Origin of the sequence: Micromonospora sp. NPDC048887 (genome assembly GCF_040649715.1) — a bacterium.
Lineage (GTDB): Bacteria > Actinomycetota > Actinomycetes > Mycobacteriales > Micromonosporaceae > Micromonospora.
This window is the reverse complement of record NZ_JBEZGA010000012.1, coordinates 71,296-83,604: the sequence shown is the minus strand read 5'-3', so window position 1 is coordinate 83,604 and position 12,309 is coordinate 71,296. Positions and strand designations below refer to the sequence as shown.

Sequence of the window (12,309 nt, the reverse complement as noted above, 5' to 3'; positions counted from 1 at the left end):
CACGCGGCCCGGTCACTCCCTCCGGATCGGGCACACCGCACGGCGAGGGCGTCCCGCAGGACACCCCCGCCGTGCCGTACGCGATGTCAGGCCAGACGGGCGTTCAGCGTGATCTGCGCGCCCGGCGACAGCAGCCGGGAGATCGGGCAGTTCTCCTTGGCCGCCTCGGCGAGCTTGGTGAACTCGGCCTGGTCGATGCCCGGAACCTGCCCCACGGTCTCCAGGTCGATGCGGGTCACTGTCATGCCGGCGTCGGTCTTGTCGAAGTGCACCTTGGCGGTGGTCTCCACCGCCGTCTCCTGGGCGCCGGCGTCGGCGAGCTGCTTGGAGAGGGCCATCGAGAAGCAGCCGGCGTGCGCGGCGCCGATCAGCTCCTCGGGGTTGGTGCCCTCGCCCTCCTCGAAGCGCGACTTGAAGGAGTAGTTGCCGGACAGGCCGCCCTTGCCGGTGCGGACGGTGCCGGACCCCTCGGTGAGGTTGCCCTGCCAGCGAGCGGATGCGGTACGGATAGGCATGGCACCGACGCTAACCGAAAGCGGGCCGCACCGCACCGGACCTCGGGTCGCGATCCCGGCCGGCGGGCGCGGGCTGTGCCATGATTCGACCCAGGCCCGCGTACGGGAAGGGTGGCCATGTCGCAGGATCTCCCCGTTCCCCGGCAGGACAAGCGGATCCCCATGCAGGACAACAGGTCCGACGACACCACGATCGTCGAGTGGGGCGACGCCGAGCCGGAGTCGTCCGGCCGGGCCGGGCGCTCGCTAGCCGCGCTGAGCCGGGACCGTCGCCTGCCGACGGTGCTCACCGGGCTCGGCGCGGTGGCCGCTGTCGCCTCGCTGATCGGCGAGTGGCTGGTGATCGCGGTGCCGGCCGAAGTCCGGGGCGGCGAGACACCCACCCGGCTGACGAACGGCATCTCCGACATCGGCGGGTTCGGGACGGCGTACCTGGTGGGTGTGCTCGGGCTGTCGGTGGCGGTGGCGCTGGCGCTGCGCGGCACCCCGGCGGTACGGCAGCAGGCCCGGCTGGCCGGGCTGGGTCTTGCCGCGGGCGTGCTCGGGGTGCTCGTCGCGACCGCCGCCTCCCTCGAACAGATCGCCCGGCGCATCCTGTTCTTCGTCGGTGAGCAGCGCCTCCAGGTCGAGCACGGACGCGGCCTGGTCAGCGCGTTCGTCGCCGTCGCGCTGCTGGCGGGCGCGCTGTACCTGGCCGGCCGGGCGGCCGGCGGTGTGACCGGCGACGCGGAGCCGGACGGGGAGCGGCCCGGCCGTGGCCGCCGGGCGGACGAGGACGATCTGCCCCCCGCCCCGGCGGACCTGACTGTGCAGCCCACGACGCCGTTCGCCGACCCCGACCGGTCCCGCTGAGCCAAGCCCCGGCAGGGCGTACGCCGGCCACCGGGGCTTCGCCGCCGATTCGCCGGAAAGCCGTGGTTGCCGCCCGTCGCGCGAGATACGGTTGCTGCCCGCCGTCCCATGGTCGCGGCACCGAGGACCTGGTCGGCCGGCGTGACGGCGGCGGGCGAAGGAGGAACCATGACCCGCCCGGGACTGCCCAAGCTGATCGCCACCGACCTCGACGGCACGCTCGTCCGCAGCGACGAGACCGTCTCCGCGTACACCCATCGGGTGCTGGACCGGGTGCGGTCCGCCGGGATCCCGGTGGTCGGCGCGACCGGCCGCGGACCGCGCCTGACCGAACTCACCCGCAACGACATCCGGGCCGCCGACTTCCTGGTGATGGCCGGCGGCGGCCGGGTGGTGGACCAGAGCGACCCCGAGGGGCCGCTGGTGCTGCGCGACGAGCGCCTGCCCGGTGAGGTGCTGGCCCGGATCCTCACCGACCTGGAGGCGGCGGTCGGTCCGCTGACGGTGATGGTGGAGGCGTCGGACGAGCACGACGCGCCGCTGTGGGGCGACTACCACCCGAGCTGGCCCTACCCGGACCGGTTCGAGGCGCGCAGCCGGATGGAGTGCCTGTCCTGCGACGTGATCAAGGCGTTCGCGCGGACCGCCGACCACCACGTCGACGAACTGCTGGCGGCGGCCCGCGCGGTCGTGCCACCGGAGGTTGCCACGCTCACCCAGGCCGGGCTCGGCTTCATCGAGATCTGCCCGCCGCGCACGGACAAGGCCAGCGGGCTGAGCGTGGTCGCCGAGCGGCTCGGCGTGGACCCGGCCGACGTGCTGGTCTTCGGCGACCAGCCGAACGACCTGCCGATGTTCGGCTGGGCGGGGTGGGCGCGGGTGGCGGTGGCGAACGCCCACCCGGAGGTGCGCGCCGCGGCGGACGAGGTCACCCTGCGCAACGACGACGACGGCGTGGCCGTCTACCTGGACCGACTACTGTCCCGGTGATGCAGGAAACCCCTCGCCTCGTCGCCAGCGACATCGACGGCACGCTGCTGCGCGACGACCGGACGCTCAGCCCGCGTACCGCCGCGGTGCTGGCCCGGGTCGCCGCCGCCGGCACACCGGTGGTCCTGGTCACCGGCCGTCCGATCCGCTGGCTCCAGCTCGTGTACGAGCAGCTCGCCGAGCCGCTGCCGGCGATCTGCGCCAACGGCGCGGTGGTGTACGACCCGGACACCGACCAGGTGCTGCGGGCCGACCCGCTCGCCCCGGAGTTGCTGGCCGAGGTGGCCCGGCGGCTGCGGGCCGAGGTGCCCGGCGTGAGCCTCGCCGTGGAGATCGTGGACAGCCGGCAGATGCGGCACGAGGCGGACTACCCGCTGCGCTGGGACGCCGACCACGACGCGATCCGGGCAGTCGAGTCGCCGGAGGAGCTGCTCGCCGCGCCCGCGGTGAAGCTGCTGGCGCGGGCCGGTGAGCAGGACCCGGACGTCTTCGTGCGGGTGGTGGCGGGCGCGCTGGAAGGGCTGGCCGAGGCGACGCACTCGTCGTACAGCGGGCTGATCGAGATCTCCGCCGCCGGCGTGACGAAGGCGGCCGGCCTGGCCTGGTACGCGGAGCGGCTGGGCGTCGACGAGCGGGACGTGCTGGCCTTCGGCGACATGCCGAACGACGTGCCGATGCTGGCCTGGGCCGGGCGGGCGGTGGCGGTCGCCAACGCCCACCCGACCGTACGGGAGATCGCACACGAGGTCACCGGGCCGAACACCGAGGACGGTGTGGCGGCGTACCTGGAGAAGGTCTTCGGGGTGGACTGAGCGGCCGGGGCGCCTCACGCGCCCCGGCCGGCGGGTCACAGGTACTGGCCGGGCGCGTGGCCCTCGGCGCTCCCGGGCATCCCGGGCATGCCCGGGATCACGCCGCCCGGGCCGCTGGGCAGCGCCTGACGGCCGGAACGCATCTGCTCCAGCTGGACGCGGGCGGCCATCTGCTGGGCCACGAGCGCGGCCTGGATGCCGTGGAACAGCCCTTCCAGCCACCCCACGAGCTGGGCGTGCGCGATGCGCAGCTCGCCCTCGCTCGGCGTCTGCTGCTCGGTGAACGGCAGGGAGATCCGCTCCAGCTCCTCGCGCAGCTCGGGGGCGAGGCCCTCCTTCAGCTCGACGATCGAGCGTTCGTGGATCTCCCGCATCCGGTTCCGGCTGGCGTCGTCCAGCGGCGCGGCCTTCACCTCCTCCAGCAGCTGCTTGATCATGCTGCCGATCCGCATCACCTTGGCCGGCTGCTCGACCAGGCGGGTCGGGTCCTCGCCCTTGCCCTCGTCGGTCTGCACCGTGCCGACCGGGCGGCCGTCCGGCCCGACCACCACCACGGTGCCGGGGATGCCATCGTTGCCCTGTTCGTCGTGTCCGGCAGAGTGCGCTTCGGTCATGGCACCCATCTTTACCCACGCGAACCAGGTGCACGCGGCCGGACCTCCGGGGCGCTACCGTCGCCGCATGCTCTCCGACCCGCGTGAGGTGCTGACCCGCCCGTCCCCGCCCCCGAATGCCACAGTCGCCTACGGCGACCACCCGGACCAGTGCGCCGACCTGCGCCGGCCGGCCGGCGACGGGCCACCCCGGCCGCTGGTGGTCGTGGTGCACGGCGGCTTCTGGCGGGCGGAGTACGACCGTAGCCACACCGGTCCGATGGCGGCGGCGCTCGCCGCGCTCGGACACCCCGTCGCGCAGATCGAGTACCGCCGGACCGGCCGGCCGGGCGGTGGCTGGCCGCACACGCTCACCGACGTCCGCGCCGGGATCGCCGCGCTGCCGGAGCTGGCCGCCGCCGCGCTGCCCGGCCGGGTGGCGCCGGTGCCGCCGATCCTGGTCGGTCACTCCGCGGGCGGGCACCTGGCCCTGTACGTGGCCGCGCAGGCCCCGGAGACGGTCGGCGGGGTACTCGCGCTGGCACCGGTTGCCGACCTCGCGCAGGCGTACCGGCTGGACCTGGACGGGGGTGCGGTGGCCGCGCTGCTCGGCGGCGGCCCGGAGGAGGTGCCGGACCGGTACGCGGCGGCGGATCCATCGGCATTGGTGCCCGTTCGCACACGTACGGTAGTCGTTCATGGTGAGGCGGACGTCCAGGTCCCGGTGGCGATCAGCCGGTCCTGGGTGGCCGCCGATCGGGCCGCCGGCGGCTCCGCCACGCTCGTTGAGCTGCCCGAATGCGAGCATTTCGGACTCATCGCCCCGGGCTCCACCGCCTGGCCCCTGGTCATCAAGGCGTTGCGGTCGCTTCACGATGATCTTCAAGGCATTGACGCAGCGTCGCCGAGCAGGTAGAACGCCGAAGGGGTGTGCACCATGGCCACCCCGTCGGGAAGGAAATCGGTGGCACAGATGAACCGCAGGCGGGCGCTGCAACTGCTGGCCGCGCTGGGTACCACCGGACTGGCGGCGGGCTGCGGCTCCGGTGACGACGACTCCGGAGAGCAGGCCGGATCCGGCAGCCCGATCAAAGTCGGGCTGATCGTGCCCGGCAGCGGGGCGAACAAGGCCATCGGCGACGAGATCACCAACGGCTTCCAGCTCTTCCTCAGCATGCGCGGCCAGCAGATCGCCGGCCACCCGGTCACGCTCGTGACCGCCGAGGAGGGCGACACCGCCGCCACCGGCAAGGCCGCCGTCGACCGGCTGCTCAAAGAGGGCGTGCTCGCGCTCACCGGCGTGGTCAGCCCGACCGTGATGACCGGGATCAAGGACGCCGTCGAAGAGGCCCGGGTGCCGCTGCTCGGCTCCAACGCCTCCCCGTCGACGCTCCAGGGTGTGGTCTACATCTGGCGCACGTCGTACGTCCTGACCGAGCCCGGCGAGGCGCTCGGCGAGTACCTGCGCCAGAAGCTGGACGCGTCGAGCCGGATCGCCATCTTCGGCACCCGCGGCCCGGGCAGCCAGGACGTCGTCGAAGGGCTGCGGCGCGCGTACGAGCGGGGCCGCCGGCTCACCGAGGACCCGATCTTCACCGACGACGACCCCAACCCCTCCCGGACGCTCTACTCCGGGCCGATCCGCAAGGCGCTCGGGCGCAAGCCGGACGCGGTCTTCTGCCACTACTCCGGCGCGCAGGCCGTGCAGTTCGTCAAGCAGCTCTACGCCCAGGGCTACCGGGGACCGATCTACGCCCCCGGGTTCCTCACCGAGGGCACCGCGCTCGACCAGCTCGACGACGGGGAGAAGGGCCGCGAGCGCAAGCTGATCCAGTCGTACGGCATCGAGACCGCGCTGAACTACTCGGCCGACCTCAACAACACCGCGAACCGGATCTTCGCCTCCGCGTACCGGAAGACGTTCAACTCGGCGCCGACCACGTACGCGATGGCCTCCTACGACGCCGCGCTGGTGCTGGACAAGGCGATCCGGCTGGCCGGGGCTAACCCGTCGCCGCAGCAGGTCAACCTGGCGCTCGGCAAGATCGGTCAGGTGGACAGCCCGCGCGGCACCTGGCAGTTCAACCAGACGCGTACCCCCCAGCAGAAGTGGTACCTGCGCCGGGTGCAGACCGACGGCCGGCTGCTCTCCAACGTCGTGATCAACGAACTGGCCACGCTGGGCTGACCGGCGCCCGTACACGTCGAAGGGCGGTCTCCCCGCGGGGAGACCGCCCTTCGTCCGCGCCGGCTCAGTGCCGCAGCTCGGCGACGCAGCACTTCACGCTGCCGCCGCCCTTCTTCAGCTCGGCCAGTTCCACTCCGACCGGGTGGTAGCCGGCCGCCTTCAGCGTGCCGGCCAGCCGGGTCGCCTCGTTGTTCAGCACCACGTTGAGCCCGTCGCTGACCAGGTTCAGGCCGAACGCCAGCGCGTCCTCGTCGTCCGCGACGATCGCGTCCGGGAAGAGCTGGGCCAGCACCTGCTGGCTGGCGTGGGAGAAGGCGCCCGGGTAGTAGACGATGTTCTCGTCGTCGATCGAGGCCAGCGCGACGTCCAGGTGGTAGAAGCGCGGATCGACCAGGTGCAACGAGACCACCGGCCGGCCGAGCGCCTCCTGCGCCTGGGCGTGCGCGGCCGGCTCGGTCCGGAAGCCGTAGCCGGCGAGGATCAGGCCGCCGTGCGCGTCCGGCAGGTACGCGAAGTCACCCTCGCCCTCGTTCGTCTCGCTCGGTGCGATGAACCGCCAGCCCCGCTCCTCGTAGAACGCCCGGTGCGCGGCAGCCTCGGCGGACCGCTGCTCGTGCTTGAACCGGGCGCCGTAGGCGGTGCCGTCGACCACGAAGGCGCCGTTCGCGGCGTAGACCATGTCCGGCAGGCCCGCCTCGGGGGTGAGCAGGTGCACCTCGTGCCCCAGCCCGACGAGCGTCTCCCGCAGCCGGTCCCACTGCTTGACCGCCAGGTCGGCGTCGACCGGCGTGGTCACGTCCATCCACGGGTTGATCGCGTATTCGACCGTGAAGTGCTCGGGCGAGCACATGAGATATGTCCGCTTTCGCGGGACTCGCTGCTGGTTCACGGTCACCAAGAGTAGGTACGGTACAACTTTGGTAACAGCCAAAAGCATTGCTTCCGGGGAGCAGAACGTTGCAGATTGACGCGGTTGACCAGCGAATCATTGCGCTACTCGTCGCGGATGCTCGCGCCTCGTACGCGGACATCGGCAGCCGGGTGTCACTCTCCGCCCCCGCCGTCAAGCGACGGGTCGACCGCCTCCGATCCGCCGGGGTGATCCGGGGGTTCACCGCCGTCGTCGACCCGGCCGCGGTCGGCTGGACCACCGAGGCGTTCGTCGAGCTGTTCTGCGCCGGCCGGACCACACCGGCGCAGATCGGCGCCGCCGCCCGCCGGCATCCCGAGGTGGTCGGCGCGTACACCGTCTCCGGGGAGGCGGACGCGCTCGTGCACCTGCGCGCCGCGGACATCTCCCACCTGGAGGAGGCGCTGGAACGGCTGCGCGCCGAATCGTTCGTCACCTCGTCCCGCAGCACCATCGTGCTCTCCCGGCTGGTCGAGTCCCCGGGCGTCGGGCCGTCCACCCCTTGACCTCAACCTCGCTTCATGTCGTGCACTCGTGTCCGGCGGAAGACGAGGAGGCGGTATGCGTGCGGTGTGGCTGCGGGAGTTCGGCGGACCGGAGGTGCTCGTGCCCGGGACGGCACCCGACCCGGCACCCGGACCGGGCCAGGTGCTCGTCGACGTGGCACACGCGAACATCACGTTCGTCGAGACGATGTTCCGGGCCAGCGGCTTCGGGCCGTTCGGCGCCGAACTGCCGGTGATCCCCGGCAACGGGGTCGGCGGCACGATCACCGCGCTGGGACCGGACGCCGACCCGGCGCTCGCCGGCCGCGTCGTGGTCACCGCCACCGGCGGCACCGGCGGGTACGCCGAGCGCGTCGTGGTCGACCAGGCCGCGCCGGTCCCCGTACCCCCGGGGTTGCCGCTGGACGCGGCGGTGGCGCTGATGGCCGACGGCCGGACCGCCCTCATGCTGGCGCGGGCTGCCGGGCTGCGGCGGGGTGACCGGGTCCTGGTCGAGGCGGCGGCCGGTGGCGTCGGGTCGCTGCTCACGCAGTCGGCGGCGGCGGCCGGGGCGACGGTGGTGGCCGCCGCCGGTGGCGCCCGCAAGGTCGACCTGCTCCGCGCCGCCGGCCTCGACGTGGTGGTCGACTACCGGCAGGCCGGCTGGACCGACCGCGTCCGGGACGCCGTCGGCGCGGTCGACGTGGTGTTCGACGGCGTCGGCGGGTCGATCGCCCGGGAGGCGTTCGGCCTGCTGGACCGCGGCGGGCGGATGCTCAGCTTCGGGCTGGCCGGCGGCACCTGGGCGGACATCCCGGCCGAGGCGGCCGCCGCACGCGGCGTCACGCTGCTGAGCCCACGACCCGGCCCGGACGAGCTGCGCGCCCTCACCGAGGCGGCGCTCGCCGAGGGCGCCGCCGGACGGCTGCGCCCCCTGATCGGGCAGCGCTTCCCGCTGGACCGGGCCGCCGCCGCGCACGCCGCGATCGAGGCGCGGGAGACCGTCGGCAAGACCCTGCTCGACGTACGCTGATCCGGCTCAGAGGTACATGCCGGTGCGGTGGTCCTCGGCCCGGGCCGGCTTGTCGCCCTCGCCGAAGAAGCGCTTGCCGCCGAACTCGCCGTGCAGACGGTCGTCCAGCTCGTCGGCGAGACCGGTCATCACCTGCACCGCGAGCATCAGATGGGTGGCCTGGAAGTTGCGGCCGAAGACCGGGATCGACGCCCACACCGTGTCGTCGGCGCAGTAGAGCCGGCCGATCGGCATCCGGTTGGTCAACTCGGAGAGCTTCACATACAGGCGCTCGGTCGGCTCGACCTCGGTCAGCACCGGCGAGAAGACGTCCACCAGCGGCGGGTTGTCCCGCACCCGGACGAAGACCATGGCCGACCCGGCCCGGATGTTTATGTCACCGTCGGAGTCGACCTGGAGCTTGTCGGACGTGGACTTCAGCATCGTCGACACGACGGTGCGGACCCGCTCCGCCAGCGCCAGCACGTCGTTCTCGCCGGCCTGGGCGGCCGCCGCCGCGGCCAGCGCCTCGTCCAGGTCGGCCTCGACGTCGCGGTCCGGGCCGAACTCGCTGCGAGCGGTGCCGAGCGGTTCCACAGGCAACGGCTCACCCTCGGTGTCGTGCACCAGGTAGACCAGGAAGGCGGGATGCGGGGCGCCGTAGACGTCGCGCAGCGTCCGGGACAGCACGGCGGCCAGCCGGGTCGCCTCGTCGGCGCCGCAGTCCAGCCCGAACTGCTCGCCGGAGCCCGGCACCACACCCGGCGGTGACCAGCCGAGCGCCACCATGTCGGCCACCGCCGCCCGGTCCAGCCGGTAGCCCTGCGGCAGCGTGGCGTTGCCGACCGCGCGGGCCGAGAGGCGTCCCTCCTCGCCGGCGTCCACGCTCACCGAGTAGACGGCGTCCCCCGTGCCCGAGGCGGTCGGGTCGAGCGTCACCTCCAGATGCCCGCCCGTGGGCAGCCCGCGCAGCCGGTCGGCGAGCGCCCGGGCGAACTCGCGCCAGGCCTCGGTGACCTTGGCGCGGAGATCAGCAGTGGTCGGCTCGTCGAGCAGGATCGGCTCGTGGTGCTCCGGCGTGGCGCCGGTGGCGTGGTGCTCCGGCGCCGAGGGGTGGTCTGCCGTCATAGATCGCCTCCGTCCGTTCCCGCCACCCTACCCAGGCGCGAGGGGGACCGAATCCCGCGCGAGGCGCTATTCCTTCGGTGTGGAACCGCCCAGGTCCACCGGCCAGGAGCCGGCCAGGGCGATGAGCCGCTCGGCCGCCGCGGCCGGGTCCGCGCCGCGCCCCACCGCCACCCCCAGCAGGTACGCGGTGACCGGCGCACCGGGCCGGACCACCTGGTGGGCCACGTCCCGGGCCACGTCGAGCACTGCCGACACGGGCACCCCCGCCGGGTCCAGGTCCAGTTCGGCGCAGACCGCCGTCACCCAGTCGTCAAGCACCGTCATCTCGTCCACTCCTCCGCCCGGCGTACGTCCTCGTCAGTGTCGCAGTCGAACCAGGGCGGCGGCCCTGAGCCGGACCAGGACACCTCCCGTACCGGAACCCCGGCGAGCAGCCCGCGTACCGGCGCACCGTCGAGCGAGCCGTCGCGCGTCGCGGCGAGCCGGTCGAGGGCGGCCCGCAGAGCGGGCACCCGCCAGAGGGCACAGAGGTGCTGACGGCGGCCGTCCCCGTCCACATAGCAGGCGAGCGCGACGGCGGGCCCATCCAGCGCCTGCCGTCCGGCGGCCAGCGCGTCATCCGGCCCGGCGATCAGGGCGTCTTCCGGCCCGGCGGTCGGGGCGGCGAGGGCGCGTCGCAGCTCGGCCACCGCCGCGGCGGTGAGCAGCGGCAGGTCGGCGGCGAGCAGGGCGACAGTCGTCGTACCCGGGTCGAGCAGCGCCAACCCGGCCGCCGTGGCGGCCACCGGACCGCCACCGGGCGGCTCCTCCCGGGTCGTCCGGACTCCACTGGGCACCGGGCCGGACGAGCCGACCACGATCCGCTGGTCCGCGTCGGTCACGGCGTCCAGGACCCGGTGCAGCATCGGCCGGCCGCCGACCGCACGGGCCGGCTTGTCCACCCCGCCCATCCGCCGGGCCGCGCCACCGGCGAGCAGGATCGCCGCGTACCCCGTCACCGCCTCACAGTAGCCACAGCCACAACCGCCGCTTCCCCACCCGGGCCGGCGCCCGGCGTTGTCCGGCGTTCATCGACTGTTCCTCACCGAAGTGGTGGGGAATCCAGGCCTCCGGTACCGCCACTTCACCGAACTGGTATCGATCATCGGGCCGAGGGCTGGCCGGGGCCGGCCGAGGGCCGGGGAAGGCGGGAAGACCTGGGGCGACGTGCGGGCGGCGGGGTGCCCGGGGAGGATGGCGGCATGGGACGGGCGACGGATCGGCGTGGTGTGCTGCGGATCGACCTCGGCGCGGCCGGGGACGGCAGGGGGCGGATCCGGCGGCAGGACACCCTGGCCGTGGAGGAGCCGCTGGAGATCCGCGTCGGTGCGGCCGGTCCGGGCCGGCGCCGGCCGCTGGCGGTGACGATGCGTACGCCCGGCGACGACCTGGACCTGGCGATCGGCTTCCTGCTCACCGAAGGGCTGATCCGGTCGGCGGAGGACGTGCACACCGCGCAGCTCTGCGCCGGGGTGGAGACCCCGAACACCTACAACGTGGTCGACGTGGTGCTCTCGCCCGGCGTGCCCGAGCCCGTCACCGACCCGTCGCGCAACTTCTACACCACCAGCTCGTGCGGCGTGTGCGGCAAGGCGAGCATCGAGTCGGTGCGGACCCGCTCGCAGTTCCCGGTGCGGGACGACCCACTGGTGGTCACCGCCGAGCTGCTGGCCGGGCTGCCGGACCGGCTGCGCGCCGCGCAGCGTGCCTTCGACCGCACCGGCGGCCTGCACGCCGCCGGCCTCTTCACCGCCGACGGGGAGCTGGTCGTGCTGCGCGAGGACGTCGGGCGGCACAACGCGGTGGACAAGGTGCTCGGCTGGGCCACCCGGGAAGGGCGGCTGCCGCTGGCCGGGCATGTGCTGCTGGTCTCCGGACGGGCCAGCTTCGAACTCACCCAGAAGGCGTGGATGGCGGGTGTGCCGCTGCTCGCGGCGGTGTCCGCGCCCAGCACGCTCGCGGTCGAGCTGGCCGAGGAGGCGGGGATGACGCTGGTCGGCTTCCTGCGCGGGCCGACAATGAACGTCTACACCGGCGCGGCGCGCATCGGCTGACCGCTCACCGGGGCGTGCGTCTCGGTGCTGACCGCTCAGCGGGCGCGCACGGCGGCGGGTGGCGGCTACCGGCGTGGCCGGCGTCGGCGGCGTCGCAGGACCGCGCCGTCGTCGGAACCGGGCCACCCGTCCAGCGCGGACGGGGCGACTCCGCGCCGGAGCGCCTCGTCGAGCAGCACCGCGAGCGAGTAGCCGGGGTGGGCGGACAGCACCCGTTCCAGGGCGACAGCCGCGAGGGCCCCGTGTCCGGCTCGCCAGGCGGCGAACGCGAGCAGACATCCCGGCGCGGCGGTCAGGTCCGGCTCGGCGCGTCGCAGCACGTCCGTCCAGAGGCTGATGTCGTCGTCCCGGCCATCGGTGCGGGACCAGGCGTGGTCGCGCACCGCCACGTGGGCGAGGAGCACCGTCAGCCAGGCCACCTCGTCGTCGTCCAGCCGCTCGCCGCGCCGCTGCCTGCGGAACGCGGCTCGCACAGCCGCCGTGCCCGCCGTCCGCACGGCCCGACGCTCACCCCCCGATCCGGCTCTGTCCGCCGGAACCGACGGCTCGCCGCCCGGACCCGCACCCTCGGCCGGAACCAGCGACACCTCGTCCGGCGCGGGACCGTCCGCCAGGACCGGCGGCTCCCCGTCCGACGCGGGACCGTCCGCCAGGACCGGCGGCTCCCCGTCCGACGCGGGACCGTCCGCCAGGACCGGCGGCTCCCCGTCCGACGCGGGACCGTCCGCCAG

Annotated in this window: 15 protein-coding genes; 8 read left to right on the top strand and 7 right to left on the bottom strand. The window is 73.9% G+C overall.

Features of this window, described 5'->3' with window-relative positions:
- Positions 1-86: 86 nt before the first annotated feature.
- Entirely contained in the window at positions 87-515 is a 429-nt protein-coding gene (locus AB0C17_RS19480; protein ID WP_013289315.1) for an OsmC family protein, read from the bottom strand.
- Between the two features lie 117 nt (positions 516-632).
- On the opposite strand from AB0C17_RS19480, the gene AB0C17_RS19475 reads away from it, so the two are divergent.
- The 3 genes from AB0C17_RS19475 to AB0C17_RS19465 all read left to right on the top strand — a co-directional run bounded on the left by AB0C17_RS19475 (position 633) and on the right by AB0C17_RS19465 (position 3,169).
- Entirely contained in the window at positions 633-1,367 is a 735-nt protein-coding gene (locus AB0C17_RS19475; protein ID WP_357382034.1) for a hypothetical protein, read from the top strand.
- Positions 1,368-1,535: 168 nt separating this feature from the next.
- Complete coding sequence (locus AB0C17_RS19470) at positions 1,536-2,357, top strand: HAD family hydrolase (protein WP_357382036.1); 822 nt, start codon at positions 1,536-1,538, stop codon at positions 2,355-2,357.
- Positions 2,357-3,169 (top strand): HAD family hydrolase, encoded by an 813-nt coding sequence (locus tag AB0C17_RS19465; protein ID WP_357382038.1) that lies wholly within the window; start codon positions 2,357-2,359, stop codon positions 3,167-3,169. The genes AB0C17_RS19470 and AB0C17_RS19465 overlap by 1 nt, the downstream gene beginning before the upstream one ends.
- A 35-nt stretch (positions 3,170-3,204) precedes the next feature.
- Here AB0C17_RS19465 and AB0C17_RS19460 read toward each other — a convergent pair whose 3' ends face one another.
- A complete protein-coding gene (locus tag AB0C17_RS19460) occupies positions 3,205-3,792 on the bottom strand; it encodes a bacterial proteasome activator family protein (protein WP_357479687.1) in 588 nt (195 codons plus the stop codon).
- 58 nt (positions 3,793-3,850) lie between these two features.
- Here AB0C17_RS19460 and AB0C17_RS19455 point away from each other — a divergent pair, with 58 nt between their 5' ends.
- Together AB0C17_RS19455 and AB0C17_RS19450 are read left to right on the top strand one after the other, a co-directional pair.
- Positions 3,851-4,678, top strand: coding sequence for an alpha/beta hydrolase (locus tag AB0C17_RS19455; RefSeq protein WP_357479685.1), 828 nt, complete (start codon positions 3,851-3,853; stop codon positions 4,676-4,678).
- Positions 4,679-4,726: 48 nt separating this feature from the next.
- On the top strand, positions 4,727-5,950 hold the full coding sequence (locus AB0C17_RS19450; protein WP_357382042.1) for an ABC transporter substrate-binding protein: 1,224 nt from the start codon (positions 4,727-4,729) through the stop codon (positions 5,948-5,950).
- Between the two features lie 64 nt (positions 5,951-6,014).
- Here the strand turns inward: AB0C17_RS19450 and ddaH are convergent, their stop codons facing one another.
- Positions 6,015-6,848, bottom strand: a complete 834-nt coding sequence (gene ddaH, locus AB0C17_RS19445) for a dimethylargininase (protein ID WP_357382043.1) — start codon at positions 6,846-6,848, stop codon at positions 6,015-6,017.
- A 59-nt stretch (positions 6,849-6,907) separates the two neighbouring features.
- Here ddaH and AB0C17_RS19440 point away from each other — a divergent pair, with 59 nt between their 5' ends.
- Positions 6,908-7,366, top strand: coding sequence for an Lrp/AsnC family transcriptional regulator (locus AB0C17_RS19440; protein WP_013289323.1), 459 nt, complete (start codon positions 6,908-6,910; stop codon positions 7,364-7,366).
- A gap of 55 nt (positions 7,367-7,421) precedes the next feature.
- Complete coding sequence (locus AB0C17_RS19435) at positions 7,422-8,378, top strand: zinc-binding dehydrogenase (protein ID WP_357479682.1); 957 nt, start codon at positions 7,422-7,424, stop codon at positions 8,376-8,378.
- A gap of 6 nt (positions 8,379-8,384) precedes the next feature.
- On the opposite strand, the gene AB0C17_RS19430 is transcribed toward AB0C17_RS19435, so the two are convergent.
- The 3 genes from AB0C17_RS19430 to AB0C17_RS19420 form a co-directional block, all read right to left on the bottom strand.
- Positions 8,385-9,485: a hypothetical protein gene (locus tag AB0C17_RS19430; protein WP_357382047.1), complete on the bottom strand. Its 1,101-nt coding sequence runs from the start codon at positions 9,483-9,485 to the stop codon at positions 8,385-8,387.
- 66 nt (positions 9,486-9,551) lie between these two features.
- Positions 9,552-9,809, bottom strand: coding sequence for a DUF6457 domain-containing protein (locus tag AB0C17_RS19425; RefSeq protein WP_357382049.1), 258 nt, complete (start codon positions 9,807-9,809; stop codon positions 9,552-9,554).
- Positions 9,806-10,483: an NTP transferase domain-containing protein gene (locus AB0C17_RS19420; protein ID WP_357479679.1), complete on the bottom strand. Its 678-nt coding sequence runs from the start codon at positions 10,481-10,483 to the stop codon at positions 9,806-9,808. The genes AB0C17_RS19425 and AB0C17_RS19420 overlap by 4 nt, the downstream gene beginning before the upstream one ends.
- A gap of 243 nt (positions 10,484-10,726) precedes the next feature.
- Here AB0C17_RS19420 and fdhD point away from each other — a divergent pair, with 243 nt between their 5' ends.
- On the top strand, positions 10,727-11,578 hold the full coding sequence (fdhD, locus tag AB0C17_RS19415) for a formate dehydrogenase accessory sulfurtransferase FdhD (protein WP_357382053.1): 852 nt from the start codon (positions 10,727-10,729) through the stop codon (positions 11,576-11,578).
- Positions 11,579-11,643: 65 nt separating this feature from the next.
- Here fdhD and AB0C17_RS19410 read toward each other — a convergent pair.
- Positions 11,644-12,309, bottom strand: a 666-nt coding sequence (locus AB0C17_RS19410; protein ID WP_357479676.1) for a DUF4192 domain-containing protein, incomplete at its 5' end; no start/stop codon positions are given.